This is a genomic window from Mucilaginibacter koreensis, from assembly GCF_054783355.1.
The window spans coordinates 276,791-295,087 of record NZ_BAAGQS010000002.1 but is presented as its reverse complement, the minus strand read 5'-3'; the positions used below and the strand labels follow the sequence as shown (position 1 = coordinate 295,087).

The following is an 18,297-nucleotide window of genomic DNA, read 5'->3' as shown; positions in this document are numbered from 1 at the left end:
CAGTAGCCTCCGTTAACTATTCCAATAAATCTATTTATGAAAAGCAAGTTCATGTTCAGCACCGGTATTGAAAACAGCTATCCCACCATTATGGTAAATGGCCAAAAACAAAGGGTGGATGAACTTGAAAAGACCGGTCATTACGAACGCTGGAAAGAAGATTTCGCTTTAGTAAAGGAGATGGGAATTGAATTTTTACGCTATGGTCCGCCTTACTATAAGGTGCATACCGGCCCGGGCCAGTACGAATGGGATTTTACTGATCAAACCATGGCCGAGTTAAAGCGGCTGGATATCTGCCCTATTGTCGACCTGTGCCACTTCGGCGTTCCGGATTGGATAGGCGATTTTCAAAACCCCGAATTTCCGCAACTTTTTGCGGAATATGCCAAAGCTTTTGCCAGCCGTTATCCGCATGCCGCTTTATATACGCCCATTAACGAAATTTTTATTACCGCTATGTTCTCTGGCCAGTATGGCTGGTGGAATGAGTGCCTAAGCAGTGATAAAGCCTATGTTACTGCACTTAAGCATTTGTGCAAAGCCAATGTAATGGCCATGCATGCCATACTGGAGATACAGCCTAATGCCAGCTTTATACAAAGCGAATCATCGGAATACTTTCACCCCGAAAATCCTGACTGCCGGCATATGGCTCATTTCCTGAACGAGAAGCGTTTTTTGTCGCTCGATCTTTCCTATGGGCACCCAGTAAGTGTGCGCATGTATAAATACTTACTGGATAATGGGATGACAGATGAAGAATACACCTGGTTTCATGATCATCAGGTAAAAGCCAAGTGTATTATGGGCACCGATTATTATGTAACCAATGAGCATATGGTTCATCCTGATGGCAGTACTTCTGCATCTGGAGAGATTTTTGGCTATTACGTAATTACCAAGCAATATTACGACCGCTACCGCCTGCCGGTAATGCATACTGAAACTAACATTGCCGAACCTAACGCTGTAATGTGGCTTAAAAAGGAATGGGCTAATTTATATCGCTTTAAGCAGGATGGCTTCCCGATTGTGGGCTTCACCTGGTTTAGCCTGTTAGACCAGGTAGACTGGGATTCTGCACTGCGCGACCCGGCCGGCAATGTAAATACTTTGGGGCTATATGACCTCAACCGCAAAATACGCCCCGTTGGCCAGGCCTATAAAAAACTGATCGAGGAGTGGAAGCCGGTGTTGGCCGAAGAAGCTTTTGGAATACAAACTTATTTGTAGAGGGATAAAAGATATTGAGACGAAGGACAATAGACTAAAAAACCATTGCCGTTCTGCTTCTTGCGTTAGGTATAGCAGCGTAAAGCCCACAGCGATAGCGAGGACTTGGAGTGAATAGCCCGGGCCGAAGGCAACGCCCAATGATATGAAATACTACGATTAATACAATTTAAGACTTTCAATCATTTCTCTAACCCTTACCCCTATATCATAAATTGTACATCCACTTCATTATGAATTAATTTAAATTTCCGCTTCCTAATTAACGCCACGTACTATCCTGCCAACGCCACAAATATTTCAACCTGCCAACGCCACAAATATTTCAACCAGCCAACAGCACTCCTTTGTAAACCCACAGTTTTTACCTGATATTTGCTCACACTAATTACAAATCTGCATGGCCGACGAAAAGATCATATTCTCCATGGCGGGGGTGAACAAAATTTACCCGCCTCAAAAACAGGTGTTAAAAAACATCTACCTGTCGTTTTTTTATGGCGCTAAGATTGGCGTTATCGGTTTAAACGGTTCAGGTAAATCATCATTGCTTAAAATTATAGCCGGGCTGGATAAATCTTACCAGGGCGAAGTGGTGTTTTCGCCGGGTTACTCGGTGGGTTACCTGGCGCAGGAGCCGGAACTGGACCCAAATAAAACGGTAAAAGAAGTAGTAGAAGAAGGCGTAGCCGAAACTACCGCCATTTTAAAAGAATACGAAGAAATAAACGAAAAATTCGGTTTACCTGAATACTATGAGGATGCCGATGCGATGGATAAACTGCTGGCCCGACAAGGCGAGCTACAAGACAAAATAGACGCTACCAACGCCTGGGAACTGGATACCAAATTGGAACGCGCTATGGATGCCCTGCGCTGCCCCGACCCGGATGCTAAAATTGCAGTACTTTCGGGCGGTGAACGCCGCCGCGTGGCTATGTGCCGCCTGCTATTGCAGGAACCGGACGTACTACTTTTAGATGAGCCGACCAACCACTTGGATGCTGAATCTATTGACTGGCTGGAACAGCACCTGAAACAATATAAGGGTACCGTAATTGCCGTAACACACGACCGCTACTTCCTGGATAATGTAGCGGGTTGGATTCTGGAACTGGACCGTGGCGAAGGTATACCATGGAAAGGTAATTACTCTTCATGGCTGGACCAAAAAGCCAAGCGTTTAGCTCAGGAAGAAAAGACCGAAAGCAAGCGCCAGAAAACTTTAGAGCGCGAACTGGAATGGGTGAAGATGGCTCCCAAAGCCCGCCATGCCAAAGGCAAGGCCCGTTTAGCTAACTATGAAAAACTGGCCTCTGAGGAAACCAAAGAGCGCGAAGAAAAGCTGGAGTTGTTCATCCCCCCCGGTCCTCGTTTGGGTAATGTGGTAATTGAGGTGAACAATGTAAGTAAAACTTATGGCGATAAAGTATTATTCGAAAATCTGACTTTCTCGCTTCCACCTGCTGGTATTGTGGGTATCATTGGCCCTAACGGCGCGGGTAAAACCACTTTGTTCCGCCTCATTACCGGGCAGGAGCAGCCGGATGCAGGTACTTTTCGCGTAGGCGAAACCGTAGCACTGGGTTACGTTGACCAGATGCATGATGATTTGGATGCCAACAAAACTGTTTGGGAAAACATTACTGACGGGCAGGAAACTATAATGCTGGGCAACCGCCCGGTAAATTCACGCGCCTATGTATCACGTTTCAACTTCAACGGCGGCGATCAGCAGAAGAAGGTAAATGTACTTTCGGGTGGTGAACGCAACCGGGTACACTTGGCCATTACACTGAAAAAGGGATCCAACGTATTGCTGCTGGATGAGCCAACCAACGATATTGACGTAAACACCCTACGTGCCCTGGAAGAAGCCTTAGACAACTTTGGCGGCTGTGCAGTAATCATCAGTCACGACCGCTGGTTCCTGGATCGTATTTGTACCCATATCCTCGCCTTCGAAGGTGAATCTCAGGTGTACTTCTTTGAAGGCAACTATTCCGAGTACGAAGAGAACCGCAAAAAACGCTTAGGCGATCATACGCCTCACCGTATTAAGTATAAAAAACTGGTGGGATAAGTTATTAGAATCAAGAAACAAGAGCCAAGAATCAAGATAAAAGATTCTTGGCTCTTGTTGTTTTAAGGTTATTATTGTGAGCTGTAGCGTGGCAACCATACGGAGGCATCAGCGCTTCTGTACAGTAAGCGGTTGCCACATTACCGCTCGCAATAACAAACCCTTATAAATTATTCATTAAAACGGCACTACTACCTTTACACAAATATTCCTTCCCATATTGTAAATTCCTGTTCGACCGCCAGAAGAAGCGGCGTAATATTCAAAATATTTTAACCGGTTAAGGTGCGACTGATAGACCGTATTAAACAAGTTATTGATTTGCAATTGTACCTGCAAGGCACACTTTTTACTGTATTGTATTTCAGCGCCTGCACCCATATCAAAAAGCGTATAGCCGTGCGTGTAGGTTTCTGTATTATTTGACGCCAGGTAACGGTTTTGGGCGGCGTTGATATCAGCTTCAGCTTTAAAGTTAATAGATTTAAAAATAGCCGACTTCAACTTTACTTCTTGGTTCAAGCTGCTCAATACATGCAGGGGCGGAATCAGTGGTAAATATTCGCCTTGCAAACCAGCATGTTGAAATGCTTGGCTTCGGTTAAAACCATAAGTGAGTGAAAGCGCGTTGTCAAAAGCAAATCCTTTCCATGCTTGGGGGTGCAAACTAAACGTGGTTTCCAAACCATACAGCTGCGCTTTGGCTTGCTGGTACTGATAAGTTTTATTGCCTTGTGCATTGCTGATGGAGTTACCTGCACCATCAACCAATTGGGCGAGGTAAATAAAATTTGATAAGTTGTTATTGAACAAGCTCAGGGTAAAAGAAAAATCAGTAAGAGTTACATCCAGCCCTAAATCCTGTTGTAAGGAAAATTCCGGTTTAAAGCCACGGTTCCCTAAATAAATAATGTGAGCACCGGGATCTAAACCGTTGGAAGCATATTCGGTGATACTGGGCGCCCGGTAACCGCGTGCAATGTTGGCTTTCACACTGATTTGCCCGTTCAACGCATAAGTGGCTCCCAAGCTTAACGACAAGCCGTTAAACGTTTGATGAAAAGCCGGGAACTGTAAATAAGCACCTGGTATCTTGTCACCAGTTACCCTCCTGCTAAAACCGTTAGAAGGATCAATATTGGTATAAAAATCACTGCCATGCAAAGAGCGCGTATCATAGCGTAAGCCGCCGCTCACGGTTAAGTACTGGTATTTCCATTTGGCAAAGCCATATAAACCGGCATCAAATGATTGATAATCCGGTATTGGAAAATCAGTTGCATCTAAACTTTTATTGTTTTGATACATGCCGTTTACCCCAAAAGACAGTTCGGTGTTAGCAAGTACAGGTGCATTGTAGTTAAGACCATAATTAATGGTATTCAACCGCACATACATACCGGCCTGGTCTGGCTGAGTAGGGTGATTATACTCCCGCCTGATGTTTTGCTGAAATGCAAGTAATGCATCAATATCACCCTTACCCAATTGGTAATGATTTTTGGTATACAAACAATAATGCTGTATGTGCTGTACCAACGGAGTTAGTTGGTAAGTATTCAGCATGGCATCAGTAACTACAGGCCGCTTTTTTACATCATCGGCATCACCCTCGTTTACTTGATAAGTAAACCTGCGCGACAATGAATCACGGCTGCCATCCGGTATACCCTGCTGGTTATCGTATAATGTAAAATTTAAAGAGGAATAACCTTTATCCGTAGTATACTTTACAGTAGCCGAAGCATTCGTTTCCCTAAAGCCGGTATTATATACCCGTCCATCTGTAGGGTTACTGTAGTTTTTTGCCAAACGGTAAGAACCCCTAATGATATAAAGCCAGTGCGCAGTTCCATAAGTTAAACGCAGGCCATTACCTATAAGCTGATTATTGGACTGATATTCAGTAAAGTATTTGCCGTGTATGGTGCTGTCCCGTTCTGTCGACATGGCAGGGATGAGCCCAACAACGCCAGCCAGCGCATCTGAGCCATAAATTAAACTTGATGGCCCCTTTACAACTTCAGCCCTGCTGATGTTATAGGCGTCTACTTCCAGCCCGTGCTCATCGCCCCATTGCTGATCCTCCTGCCTGATGCCGTCATATAAGGTAAGCACCCGGTTATAACCTAATCCACGAATGAACGGCTTTGATATATTAGGCCCGGTTTTCACGGCATTCAGTCCTGGTACACTTTTTACCAGCACATCAATCAAATTATTCTGGCTGCTTTGCTCAATCTTTTTGGTTGATACCCCTACTATAGGAATGGGATTTTCACGCACCTGCGTAGCCCGAGATACACCGGTGACTACCACTTCATTGAGATTAGCGCTTATTGGCTTTAATAAAATATGATATAGATGTTGCCCGGCCTGTAACTGCACAGTATCGGTTTGATAACCCACACAAGAAACTCGCAAAGCTAAACCTGACACCTGTGCAGGGCCGGCTAAACTAAATCTTCCGTCGACACTAATTTTTGCTCCTGCGCCCGTCGGTATTATGCATATGCTTCCATGCAGCACGGGCTGACCGGTTTCAATATTTTTAACAGTCCCTGTTATTAAATGCGTTTGCGCCTTGGCACTATTAACTAATAAAAGCATAAGCAACAAGTAGATATATCCTTCCATATTACAGCAAACATATTATTAATTATCAACAATTCTAATTATTAAAATTAGACTAACCTAATTTTGAAATAAAGGGACAATTTTTATTTATGTTTGTTTCATTAAAAATTATAACCGGATGCATACGCTTACCGAAGAAAACTACCTCAAAGCCATTTATCGGCTTGCACAGCGTGCGGGCGAAAAAATTACGCCCACGGCAGTTGCCGAAATGCTGGGTAATAATCCCGCTTCGGTTGTGGACATGATCAAAAAGCTGACAGATAAGCAGCTGATTGAATATGACAAACGCAAGGGCGTAAAACTTACTGCAACCGGCCTGCGCGATGCAACATTGATTGTGCGCAAACATCGCCTTTGGGAGGTTTTCCTGTTAGAAAAGCTGGGGTACAGTTGGGATGAGATCCATAACATTGCAGAAGACCTGGAGCACATCAGCGATGCCACCCTGGCCGACCGGCTGGATAAATTTCTGGGCTTCCCCGAATACGATCCGCATGGCGATCCTATTCCGAAAGCTAACGGTAAGATGCCGGCTATCCATTCGGTTACTTTGGCAGAATCTAAAATTGGTGCCATTTGCCGTGTGGCTGCCGTAAAGGATACCGGCTCTGAGTTTTTGCAATACCTGAAGAAACTTAACATCAGCATTGGTACCAAGCTGCAGGTGCTCGAAAAGATTTCTTTCGACCACTCCTTAGTCATTAGCATTGATAATCAGACAGAAATCACCGTTTCGCAAAAGTTTAGTGAAAGTATTCTGATTAATTAAAAGTAAAAAGATACAGCTTTTGGTAAAGCTTCATTGCTTCGTTCCTTGCAATGAAGTTCAGTAGAAATATATTAACCATTTTCTAAGCTTATTCTCCCCTTTTGAAAAACAAACCCTTCCATTTTGGAAGGGTTTGTTTTTTATAACCTGTTTTAAATTTATTATATCAGTAAATAAAATACTGATTCACAATAAATTACCATCTACCCCTTAATAAAGGCACCTCCTTTGCCACAAGCGGTTAAAATTTACACACTATGCTCACACTTCTTTTAGTCCTGGCACTGCTCATTTGCTGCTGGGTGATTTTTAAATCTGTTGACTGGTTCGAAAAAATCTGATTCCCCATGATTGCATTATTCATTATTTCCATCGCGGTATTCATCTACATGGTGTATGTACTGCTCAAACCAGAAAAATTCTAATTCACTATTGAAATGAACACTGAACTTTTAGGCATACTTGCCTCGTTCCTGATTACACTGCTCATTGCCATTCCGCTGGGTAATTACCTGGCCAAAATGTTTGCTGGTGAGCGCGTGTGGACCGACTTTATGAAGCCGCTCGAAAACGGCATTTTCAAATTATCCGGCATTAACAATAATGAGCCGATGAATTGGAAGCAGTTTTTAAAAGCCATGCTTACCATCAATGTGCTCTGGCTGGTTTATGGTTTCTTCGTACTTATTTTTCAGGATAAACTTCCACTCAACCCCGACGGTAACCCGGGTATGACACCAGACTTGGCTTTCAATACCATTATCAGCTTTGTGGTCAATTGTAATTTGCAACATTACTCCGGCGAAAGCGGCCTTACTTACCTCACTCAGCAATTTATCGTCATGTTTTTGATGTTTACCAGCGCTGCAACCGGCATTGCTGCTGCGGTAGGTTTATTTAAAGCTTTCAGGGATAAAACCACTGATAATATCGGTAATTTTTGGGATTTCTTTATCAAATCAATCACCCGCCTGCTGTTGCCTTTGTCAATCGTGATGGCTTTGATTCTCACTTTTAATGGCATACCAAGCAGCTATGCCGGTAAAGACCAGTTTATATCGATACAGGGCGATACTGTAAATGTATCACGTGGGCCTGCAGCGCAAATGATTGCTATAAAGCACCTGGGAACTAACGGTGGAGGTTGGTTCGGTGCCAACTCAACTCACCCGCTCGAAAACCCGAGCTACGTAACTAACATGGTAGAGATCGTTGCACAAATGATTATTCCTATGGCCATGATTATAGCTTTCGGTTACTTTATCCGCCGTAAAAAATTAGGGTGGGTAATATTCAGCATGATGATGGTGGGTATGTTGATGCTCATGATTCCGACCATTAGCAGCGAGTTGGGCGGCAATCCGGCTATTGCCAAAATGGGTATCAGCCAAGCTACCGGTGCCATGGAAGGTAAAGAGGTACGCATTGGCCCGATGGCTACAGGCTACTGGAGCACACTGACCACCATTGTGTCAACCGGCTCAGTTAACGGAATGCACGATAGCACTATGCCGCTTACCGGTGCATGGCAATTACTGGGTATGATGATTAACGGCTTTTTCGGGGGTTGCGGTGTAGGAATACTCAATTACTTTATCTACCTCATTATTGCGGTATTTATTTCTGGCTTGATGGTAGGCCGTACCCCTGAATTTTTAGGTCATAAGGTGGAAGCCCGCGAAGTAAAAATTGCGGCGCTGATTACCCTGCTCAGCCCCTTTCTGATTATGGCGGGCACCGCCCTGGCCAGCTATGTTTTCACAGCACATGGCAATGCCAACTGGGCAGTTAAACCATCAGCTTGGCTTAACAACCCCGGCTTTCATGGCTTTTCAGAAATGTTGTATGAGATGACTTCGGCCAACGCTAATAACGGCTCCGGTTTTGAAGGCTTGGGTGATAACAATATCTTTTGGAATGTAACTACCGGCTTTGTGCTCATTTTGGGTCGCTTCCTGCCCATCATTGGCCCTGTAGCCATTGCCGGACTGCTCGCCAAAAAGAAGTATATACCTGAATCGGCCGGCACATTGCGTACCGATACCCTGACTTTCGGTTTCATGACCCTGGCTGTAATACTGGTACTTAACGCCCTTTCTTACTTCCCTGCCCTGGCACTGGGCCCGCTGGCCGAATATTTTTCTATGATTAAATAATTGCATCGTGAAAACTCAATCCAATAAATTATTTGAACCTGCTTTAGTGCAAACCGCATTAAAGGAGTCTTTTATAAAACTTGACCCGCGCGTAATGGTACGCAACCCGGTAATGTTTACTGTGGAGATTGGTACCGTAGTTATGTTGTATGTTACCATCTACAGCTTAACCCACCAGGGGCAGGGTTCATTTGCCTATAACCTGGGCATTTTCGTTATTCTGCTGCTTACAGTGTTATTTGCCAACTTTGCAGAAGCGATTGCCGAAGCACGCGGTAAGGCACAAGCCGACAGCCTGCGCAAAACCCGCGAAGAAACACCGGCTAAAGTACTGGCAGCCGATGGTACCATCAGCACCAAATCATCAAGCGATTTGCGCAAAGGCGATGTGTTCATCTGCGAACCCGGCGATACGATCCCAACCGATGGTGAGATTATACAAGGCATTGCCACTATTGATGAGTCGGCTATTACCGGTGAATCTGCCCCGGTGATACGTGAAGCAGGCGGCGATAAATCATCAGTTACCGGTGGCACTAAAGTGTTATCAGATAAGATCACGGTAGAGGTAACTACCCAGCCCGGCGAAAGCTTTCTGGACAAAATGATTGCACTTGTAGAAGGTGCCTCACGCCAAAAAACACCAAATGAAATTGCGCTTACCATTTTACTGGCCAGCTTTACTATCATTTTTATTATTGTATGCGTTACGCTAAAGCCCTTTGCTGATTATGCCAATACACCCATTACTATTGCAGCTTTAATTTCACTGTTCGTTTGCCTCATTCCTACTACCATAGGCGGACTGCTATCTGCCATTGGTATTGCTGGTATGGACAGGGCATTGCGTGCCAACGTAATTACCAAATCGGGTAAGGCTGTTGAAACTGCGGGCGATATTGATGTATTGTTATTGGATAAAACAGGTACCATTACCATAGGTAATCGCAAGGCTACCCAGTTTTGGCCTGCACCCAATGTAGATGCCGGTAACCTGGTTATGGCTGCGGTACTGTCTTCATTGGCTGATGAGACACCCGAAGGTAAATCCATTATAGAACTGGCAAGTGCCAACTACAAAATACCTGCTACACCAGCAGGTGCGGAATTTGTAAAGTTTACCGCTGAAACACGTTCCAGCGGTATCAATACGCCTGATGGTATCCGCATCAGGAAAGGTGCTACCGATGCCATTCGTAATATTGCCAAAAATGCCGGGCATACTTTTCCAACAGAAGTAGAAGAGCGTGTTAAGGCGATCTCATCTAATGGTGGTACGCCGCTGGTGGTATCGCAAAACGAACAGGTATTGGGTGTGGTGGAGTTACAGGACATCATCAAACCCGGCATATCTGAACGATTTGAGCGCCTGCGCAAAATGGGTGTAAAAACGGTGATGGTAACCGGCGATAATCCGCTTACGGCTAAATACATTGCCCAAAAGGCCGGGGTAGATGACTTTATTGCTGAAGCCAAGCCCGAAGATAAAATGAATTACATTAAACATGAGCAAACACAAGGTAAATTGGTTGCCATGATGGGCGACGGCACCAACGATGCCCCTGCCCTGGCCCAGGCCGATGTAGGCGTAGCCATGAACAGCGGCACCCAAGCCGCCAAAGAAGCCGGCAATATGGTGGATTTGGATAATGACCCGACTAAACTGATTGAAATTGTAGAAATCGGCAAACAGTTATTAATTACCCGTGGCACGTTGACTACCTTCTCTATTGCCAATGACGTGGCCAAGTATTTTGCCATTGTACCGGCCTTATTTATTGCCTCTATCCCGGCTCTGCAAAGCTTGAATATCATGCGGCTACACAGCCCGGAGTCGGCTATTCTGTCGGCTGTCATCTTTAATGCTATCATTATTCCGATGCTGATTCCGCTGGCATTAAAAGGCGTGGAATACAAGCCTATTGGTGCCAGCGCCCTGTTACGCCGAAACTTGCTGCTGTATGGGTTAGGCGGTATAATTGCACCTTTTATTGGCATCAAGCTAATTGACTTGGTAGTAGGCCTGCTGGTATAGTAAAAATCAAAATCATTCAGATTAAAATACTTTTCGATATGAAATCGTACATCATGCCTGCCATCAGGCTCACTTTAGTGCTCACTTTAATGTTGTGTGTTGCTTACCCGCTGCTGATTACCGGCCTGGGTAAATTTTCAACCGGGGGTGGAAACGGCGAAACTATAACTGCAAACGGCAAAACGGTAGGTTATGCCAACATTGGTCAAAAGTTTGATCAGCCTCAATATTTCTGGGGCCGCCCATCAGCGGTGGGTTATAATGCTGCCGGTTCTGCAGGCTCCAACAAAGGCCCCAGCAATGCTGATTATCTAAAAGAGGTGAACAACCGGATTGATACTTTATTGAAATATCACCCTAACCTCAAACGCAGCGAAATTCCTGCAGATATGGTTACTGCATCAGGCAGCGGTTTGGATCCTGATATTTCTGCCCAGGGCGCTCAAATACAAATTAACCGTGTGGCCCAAAACCGTCACCTTAACCCTAATATGGTAGCCAACTTAGTGGCTCAGCATACCGAAAAACCTATGTTTGGCCCGGTTAAAGTAAATGTACTCAAACTTAACCTGGCACTCGAACACCTGAAATAACTATCTTCATTTACTCCAACATGAAATTTAAATTCATCATAGCTACTGCCATTGCTGCACTAAGTACAGTTATGGCAAATGCACAGGACACTACTAAAACACACAGTCCGCTTACTATTAGCGGCTACGCGGAAATTTACTACGGTTTTGATTTTAACAAGCCAGCCGACCATAACCGGCCATCATTTATATATGCTTACAATCGCCACAACGAAGTAAACCTGAACCTGGGATTTATCAAAGCCGCGTATGACAATGGCAACTTAAGGGCCAATCTGGCCCTTATGGCGGGTTCGTATGCCAATGCTAACCTGGCTGCAGAACCTGGTGTGTTAAAAAATATATTTGAAGCCAATGCCGGTATAAAACTGAGCAAAACTGCTAACCTGTGGCTGGATGCCGGTATATTCGCCTCGCACATTGGCTATGAAAGTGCTATCGGCAAAAACTGCTGGACTTTAACCCGCAACATTGCATCAGACAACACCCCTTATTACGAAACAGGGGCAAAGCTAACTTATACCACAGCCGATAACAGATGGATATTAACTGCCCTATACCTCAATGGCTGGCAGCGCATTTACCGACCCGATGGAAGTAACAAACCCGCCGGAGGCATTGAATTGTATTATACACCATCGTCAAAAATCACTTTGAATTATAGCAATTATTTAGGCTCAGAAGGTGCAGATTCAGTAGGCGTACGCCGTTTCTATAACAACTTTTATGGTATTTTCCAGCTTACCAAAGCGCTGGGTTTAACTGCCGGGTTTGACTATGGCATACAGCAAAAAGACCATAACAGCAACGGGTACTATCATATTATTGCACCCGTGGCAGTAGTTCGGTATCAATTGGCTGACAAGTGGGCTGCTGCTGCAAGGGCAGAATACTATCGCGATCAGCATGGGGTTATCATTGCTACCGGTACACCTAATGGCTTTAAAACTACCGGCTACTCTGTTAACTTAGATTATGCACCGATGAGCAATGCCCTCATAAGACTGGAAGGCAAAATATATGACAGTAAAGACGATATCTTTCTAAAAAATGGCAGCTATGTAGGTACCAACCCGGTAATTACTGCAGCATTTGCCGTTTCGTTTTAACACATGGTGATGCCGGCAGAACAGGAACATAAAGATCCATCAGTAAAAAGCTTTTTGGAACTGGTAAAAAAGTCCAGGCGCGGAAAGCTGAAGGTATATATTGGCATGAGTGCAGGTGTGGGCAAAACTTACCGGATGTTGCAGGAAGCCCACGCCCTGCTTAAAAATGGTATTGATATACAAATAGGCTATATTGAGACTCATTACCGGGCCGAAACGCATGCCCTGCTGGCGGGTCTGCCTGTTATACCAAGGCGAACAACTTTTTATAAAGGAAAAGAGTTGGACGAGATGGATTTACAAGCTATACTGAACCGGCACCCCGAAGTAGTAATTGTGGATGAGTTGGCACACACCAATATTGAAGGCAGCAAGAATGACAAGCGCTGGCAGGACGTATTTGATTTGCTGGAAGCCGGCATCAGTGTTATTACCGCTGTAAATATACAGCACCTGGAAAGCCTGAATGAAGAAGTAGAAAACATTACCGGTATAGCTATCACCGAGCGCATACCCGATAAAATACTCCAGCAGGCTGATGAAATTGTAAACATCGACCTAACGGCCGATGAGTTGATTGAGCGCCTGAACGAGGGTAAAATATACGATAAAAGTAAAGTAGCTTTGGCCCTGCAAAACTTTTTCAGGAGTGAAAAGATTTTGCAGTTGCGTGAATTGGCTCTGAAAGAAGTAGCTCATCATTTAGAACGAAAAATTGATGTGGAGGTGCCTAAGCAGGTAAAACTGCGCCCTGAGCGCTTTCTGGCTTGCATTTCATCCAATGCAGAAACGGCTAAAATTGTTATCCGTAAAACGGCCCGGCTGGCTTCTTACTACCGTTCGCCCTGGATTGTATTGTATGTGCAAACCGGCGAAGAAAGCAGTGACCGCATCAGGTTGGACAAGCAGCGCTTTCTGATTAACAACCTGAAACTGGCTACCGAGCTTGGAGCCGAAGTGCTGCGATTGAGAAGCAACCAGATAACACAAACCATTATGCAGGTAACCCGCGAGCGCGAAATTACTACCATTTGCATCGGCAAACCACACCTGAGCCTGTTTCAGGTCATCGTAAAAACAACCGTATTTAACCAGCTGCTAAAAAGTATGGCAGCTACCGAAACCGATTTAGTTATACTCTCATGAAAATAAAACATAAACTTCGCTTAGGCTTCGGCTTTCTGTTTGTGGTTATTCTGTTTTACGGCGGTTTGTCGCTGTTTTATATCCAGGAAATTTCAAAAAGCGCCAAAGTTATTCTGAAAAACAACTATGAAACTTTGAATTTCACCAAGGATATGCGCACGGTATTGGATGAAAATGTCCTCCCACTCAGCGCCGCAAGCACCAATGAGTTCAATCAGCAACTGAACAGGCAGGAACAAAACATTACAGAGCCCGGCGAAAAACAAGCTACCCAACAGTTACGTGTTGCTTTCAACCGCATGGCGCAGAGTACCAACGTAACCACCCTGGCCCAAACAGAACGGCAAATGCGTAAGCACCTTCGCCAGATTGAAACCCTGAATATGCAGGCCATTGTACGCAAAAACGACCGCGCACATGCAGCCGTAAACCGGGCTACCCTGTTGCTGGGCTTAACAGGTACTTTCACCTTCCTGGTACTTTTTAGCTTTAGCGTGAACTTTCCGGACGTAGTAGCAGGCCCGCTGCGTGCGCTTTTAGAAGGTATACAAGAAATCAGCCATAAAAACTATAGTCAGCGCCTTAATTTTAGCCAGGATGATGAATTTGGGGAGGTAGCCAAAGCTTTTAACAACATGGCACTGCGACTCAATGAATGGGAAAACAGCAATCTGGCCACTGCACTTTCGGAGAAAAGGCGCATTGAAACCATTATTGAAAAAATGCAGGATGCCATTATTGGGGTAAATGAAAAGCAAGAAGTGCTGTTTATTAATAATGTAGCCCGCAATTTGCTCAGTTTAAATAGGGACAATATCATTGGCCAAAACATTAATGATTTGAGCCAGGGAAACGATTTACTTCAATACATTTTAACCAATAAAGCATCAGGCAAACCCTTTAAAATTGTTATAGAACATAAAGAAGCTTATTTTCAACTGGAAAACCGGGAGATTACCATTCCCAACCTAACAGACCAATCGCAAGACACGTTGCGCATTGCGGGTATGTCTGCCGGCCGGGTGTTTATTCTTAAAAATGTTACTGAATATAAGGAGCGGGACGAGGCCAAGACCAACTTTATTGCCACCATTTCGCACGAACTGAAAACCCCGATTTCTTCTATTAAAATGAGCTTAAGACTGCTAAAAGATGAACGTGTGGGCACCCTGAACACGGAGCAACAGCAATTACTTGAGCATATACAGGAAGACAACAGCCGCCTGCTTAAAATTACCAGCGAACTACTGGACCTTTCACAGGTGGAAACCGGTAACATTCAATTAAATTTTGTAAATGTAGACCCGGCACAGATTGTGGATTATGCGCTTACGCCTGTACGTTTCCAAGCGGAGCAGAAAGGTGTGCAACTGGAGTTTATACCAGAGCATGGCCTGTCGCAAGTGCATGCAGATGTAGAAAAAACGGCTTGGGTACTGGTTAACTTCTTATCTAATGCTTTACGCTACAGTCCGGAAAAATCAAAATTATTCATCAGTACAAAGGCCATTAACGGACAGGTTACCTTCTCTGTTAAAGATCAGGGTAAGGGTATTGATGAACAATACCAAAAACGATTGTTTGACCGCTACTTTCAGGTCCCTACCGATGGGCAAAATAAATCAGGTTCAGGATTGGGACTGGCTATTTCCCGAGATTTTATTGAAGCACAAAATGGCAAAATATGGGTAGAAAGTGCTATAGGCGAGGGCAGCACTTTTAGTTTTTCGTTGCCTGTATTGAAGGGATAATTTACTATTAAATTGAATACGCAGCTTCTTATTGCTTTTCTTTAATCCAAGTCTATCACACAGTTAAAAGATTGGTGTTAAGGTTTATTGAACTTTAGCAACAATCTTTTTTGCGATTTCATTAGGCGTAAGTATGTAATCAGGATGATCATTAGCAATAAGATTAGCGGGCATAAGCGGGAACTGGGCACTGTCCGGATCCTGAACGATGACCAAGCCATGGTAATCTTCAATTAATTTAGCCCCTTCAATACCATCATAACCTGCGCCCGATAAAACAATGCCCATGCCTTTCTCTCCGGCATCTATAGCCAGTGATTTAAAAAAGGTGTTAATTGTATTATTGATTTTCTCTTCACTGTTTCTGTCTCTGATTTGCAGAAAACCATTGCTTAGTATCATTTCCTTACCCTCTGCCATCACATAAATTTTCCCGCATTCGAGGTACTCAATTGTACTTACCGGCACAATATCAAGAGGCGTTTTCTTTGAAAGAATAATATTAAGATTGCTATGCGCATCAATAGGCAGGTGCATAATGATCACTAAAGCTGCATTAAGGTTTTCAGGAAGGTCAGCCACAATTTCGAGCAGGGGCTGCATTCCGCCCGCTGATAAACCAATACCAATAACGTTACAAGTATATTCCATGTAGGCTGATTAATACGCTATTCAAACTTAGAAGGGCAGCTTTAGTTTGAGTAAGATAAGTGAATACATCAGCCAAATACAGACTGGAAATAAAAAAGCCGCTTACAAAAAATGTAAGCGGCTTTTTGAAGTGGAGAATATCGGAGTCGAACCGATGACCTCTTGCATGCCATGCAAGCGCTCTAGCCAGCTGAGCTAATCCCCCGTTGCGGAGGGCAAATATATAAAGAACTTATATACCGCCAAACTTTTATTTCATTTTCTCAACTCCAAAACCGATTAGCAAAAATCTTTAAAAAAGTAAAGCCTCCTGATGGGCAGGAGGCCTTTACTAACCAATTATAAACCTAAATTATGAGAAGAGATCTTGTGTCTTTTTTAATATGGTGTAAAAGTAACACTAAGTTTTGAATTAATACAAATTATTTTCAAAAAAGTTTACAAAGTACTTAATCATGACAATTCAACTTATAATTAAATATGCAGATTAATTTACACCTCTTCGTATTTCTTGCAATTAACCTTAATTACTGAAACATCTTTTGAAGATTAATCCAAAACTTACAAACTTTTAACCCCAAACTATACAATATATCTGTACAAAATGCGATTAGATACTATTTGTAAGGAATTTCACCCTAAAAATGCCACTTCAAATCTAAAAGAACGCAAATACAATAAATATTCAACCATCTTTAACAAAATTTATACCAAAACAATTTTAAGTGTCTAAAAAACAGTTAACTACTCATTTAACAAATACAGTAAACTAAATAACACACAACTTGTAATGTATATCGCACAGCTTTGCTCAATTTTGCAGGCGTATACTTACAAGCCATGTCGAACAATTTATCAGCTAAGGCTGCCCCACAACTTACCTCTTCTATTTTATGGGTAATGACCATTACCACCGGTTTGGTAGTGGCCAATATATATTATGCCCAACCTTTACTGAGTGATATTGCAAATACTTATAAAGTAAACAACGCCAGGGCCGGGCAAATTGCCATGTTCACACAGTTAGGTTACGCTGCCGGACTGTTATTGATAGTACCGCTGGCTGATATGTTTAAGCGTAAGCGACTTATTCTGATTGATTTTGCTTTCATCATAGCGTCGTTACTGGTCACAGCTTGGGCACCTAATATTTTAATTCTGACTATAGCCAGTTTTTTTGTAGGGCTGTCTTCTGTTATTCCACAAGTATTAATTCCTATGGTGGCACATTTAGCGAAACCCGAAGAACGGGGCAAGAAGATTGGCGTAGTCATGAGTGGATTACTGATTGGCATTTTGCTCTCACGCACACTCAGCGGGTTTATAGGCGAACACCTGGGCTGGCGCGCCATGTTTTATATAGCAGCCGGCCTGATGGGTGTACTATGGTTGCTGGCCTCTATGTTACTACCCGAAATAGAGCCGGAATACAAGGGCAATTACAAAACCTTGTTTACCTCATTAATTCAATTGGTAAAAACAGAACCGGTATTACGCTTGGCTGCATTCAGGGGCGCTATGTGCTTTGCCTGCTTTAGTGCTTTCTGGGCTACGTTGGTGTTTTTACTCAAACAACCTCAATTCAATATGGGTAGCGCCGAAGCCGGAACCTTCGGGTTAGTAGGTGCAGCAGGTGCACTGGCCGCATCAGCCATTGGGCGACTGAGCGACAAGATGGATAGCTATCGCCTCATTATTTATACATTATTACTGATACCGCTTTCCTTTGTCATCTTTATCTTTTCGAGCCAAAGCCTTATCCTGCTGGTAATAGGTGTAATTATATTGGACATGGGTGTACAAGCTACTCATATTGCCAACCAGGCGCTTATCTTTTCATTACAACCCGAGGCCCGTAACCGTATCAATACGGTGTATATGGTTTCCTACTTTGTTGGCGGTTCGGCAGGAACCTTTTTGGCCACTCAACTTTGGACCAATTATCAATGGTATGGCGTATGCGGTATCGGAATCATACTCTCTCTAATCGCCTTAACAATACACCTGCTTTCGGGCAAGAAAAGTTCATTAGTTCATTAGTTCATTAGTTCATTAGTTCATTAGTTCATTAGTTCATTAGTTCATTAGTTCATTAGTTCATTAGTTCATTAGTTCATTAGTTCATTAG

The 18,297-nt window shown here is 43.6% G+C and carries 13 protein-coding genes and 1 tRNA gene; 11 read left to right on the top strand and 3 right to left on the bottom strand.

Annotation, left to right across the window (positions count from 1 at the left end):
* Positions 1 to 36: 36 nt before the first annotated feature.
* The gene (locus ACYVNW_RS17935; protein ID WP_460681292.1) at positions 37 to 1,236 is read left to right on the top strand and encodes a family 1 glycosylhydrolase; all 1,200 of its coding nucleotides are present in this window, start codon (positions 37 to 39) and stop codon (positions 1,234 to 1,236) included.
* A 400-nt stretch (positions 1,237 to 1,636) separates the two neighbouring features.
* Positions 1,637 to 3,319 (top strand): energy-dependent translational throttle protein EttA, encoded by a 1,683-nt coding sequence (gene ettA / locus ACYVNW_RS17930; RefSeq protein WP_460681291.1) that lies wholly within the window; start codon positions 1,637 to 1,639, stop codon positions 3,317 to 3,319.
* Positions 3,320 to 3,496: 177 nt separating this feature from the next.
* Here ettA and ACYVNW_RS17925 read toward each other — a convergent pair whose 3' ends face one another.
* Positions 3,497 to 5,929 carry a TonB-dependent receptor gene (locus ACYVNW_RS17925; RefSeq protein ID WP_460681290.1) on the bottom strand — a complete coding sequence of 811 codons (2,433 nt, stop codon included), beginning with the start codon at positions 5,927 to 5,929 and terminating at the stop codon, positions 3,497 to 3,499.
* 145 nt (positions 5,930 to 6,074) lie between these two features.
* On the opposite strand from ACYVNW_RS17925, the gene ACYVNW_RS17920 reads away from it, so the two are divergent.
* The 8 genes from ACYVNW_RS17920 (at position 6,075) to ACYVNW_RS17885 (ending at position 15,518) form a co-directional block, all read left to right on the top strand.
* Positions 6,075 to 6,728 (top strand): metal-dependent transcriptional regulator, encoded by a 654-nt coding sequence (locus tag ACYVNW_RS17920; protein WP_460681289.1) that lies wholly within the window; start codon positions 6,075 to 6,077, stop codon positions 6,726 to 6,728.
* Positions 6,729 to 7,075: 347 nt separating this feature from the next.
* Positions 7,076 to 7,153 (top strand): K(+)-transporting ATPase subunit F, encoded by a 78-nt coding sequence (gene kdpF, locus ACYVNW_RS17915; RefSeq protein WP_377145610.1) that lies wholly within the window; start codon positions 7,076 to 7,078, stop codon positions 7,151 to 7,153.
* A 12-nt stretch (positions 7,154 to 7,165) separates the two neighbouring features.
* Entirely contained in the window at positions 7,166 to 8,884 is a 1,719-nt protein-coding gene (gene kdpA, locus ACYVNW_RS17910; protein WP_460681288.1) for a potassium-transporting ATPase subunit KdpA, read from the top strand.
* Positions 8,885 to 8,891: 7 nt separating this feature from the next.
* Entirely contained in the window at positions 8,892 to 10,919 is a 2,028-nt protein-coding gene (gene kdpB, locus ACYVNW_RS17905) for a potassium-transporting ATPase subunit KdpB (protein WP_460681287.1), read from the top strand.
* Between the two features lie 38 nt (positions 10,920 to 10,957).
* Positions 10,958 to 11,512 (top strand): K(+)-transporting ATPase subunit C, encoded by a 555-nt coding sequence (locus ACYVNW_RS17900; RefSeq protein ID WP_460681286.1) that lies wholly within the window; start codon positions 10,958 to 10,960, stop codon positions 11,510 to 11,512.
* A 20-nt stretch (positions 11,513 to 11,532) separates the two neighbouring features.
* Positions 11,533 to 12,621, top strand: a complete 1,089-nt coding sequence (locus ACYVNW_RS17895) for a porin (protein ID WP_460681285.1) — start codon at positions 11,533 to 11,535, stop codon at positions 12,619 to 12,621.
* A 9-nt stretch (positions 12,622 to 12,630) separates the two neighbouring features.
* Positions 12,631 to 13,767 (top strand): sensor protein KdpD, encoded by a 1,137-nt coding sequence (locus tag ACYVNW_RS17890; protein WP_460681284.1) that lies wholly within the window; start codon positions 12,631 to 12,633, stop codon positions 13,765 to 13,767.
* The gene (locus ACYVNW_RS17885; RefSeq protein ID WP_460681283.1) at positions 13,764 to 15,518 is read left to right on the top strand and encodes a HAMP domain-containing sensor histidine kinase; all 1,755 of its coding nucleotides are present in this window, start codon (positions 13,764 to 13,766) and stop codon (positions 15,516 to 15,518) included. The genes ACYVNW_RS17890 and ACYVNW_RS17885 overlap by 4 nt, the downstream gene beginning before the upstream one ends.
* A gap of 84 nt (positions 15,519 to 15,602) precedes the next feature.
* Here the strand turns inward: ACYVNW_RS17885 and ACYVNW_RS17880 are convergent, their stop codons facing one another.
* The gene (locus ACYVNW_RS17880) at positions 15,603 to 16,169 is read right to left on the bottom strand and encodes a chemotaxis protein CheB (protein WP_460681282.1); all 567 of its coding nucleotides are present in this window, start codon (positions 16,167 to 16,169) and stop codon (positions 15,603 to 15,605) included.
* Positions 16,170 to 16,300: 131 nt separating this feature from the next.
* Positions 16,301 to 16,374: transfer RNA gene (locus ACYVNW_RS17875), tRNA-Ala, on the bottom strand.
* Positions 16,375 to 17,009: 635 nt separating this feature from the next.
* Here ACYVNW_RS17875 and ACYVNW_RS17870 point away from each other — a divergent pair.
* Positions 17,010 to 18,209 carry an MFS transporter gene (locus ACYVNW_RS17870; RefSeq protein ID WP_460681281.1) on the top strand — a complete coding sequence of 400 codons (1,200 nt, stop codon included), beginning with the start codon at positions 17,010 to 17,012 and terminating at the stop codon, positions 18,207 to 18,209.
* Positions 18,210 to 18,297 lie beyond the last annotated feature (88 nt).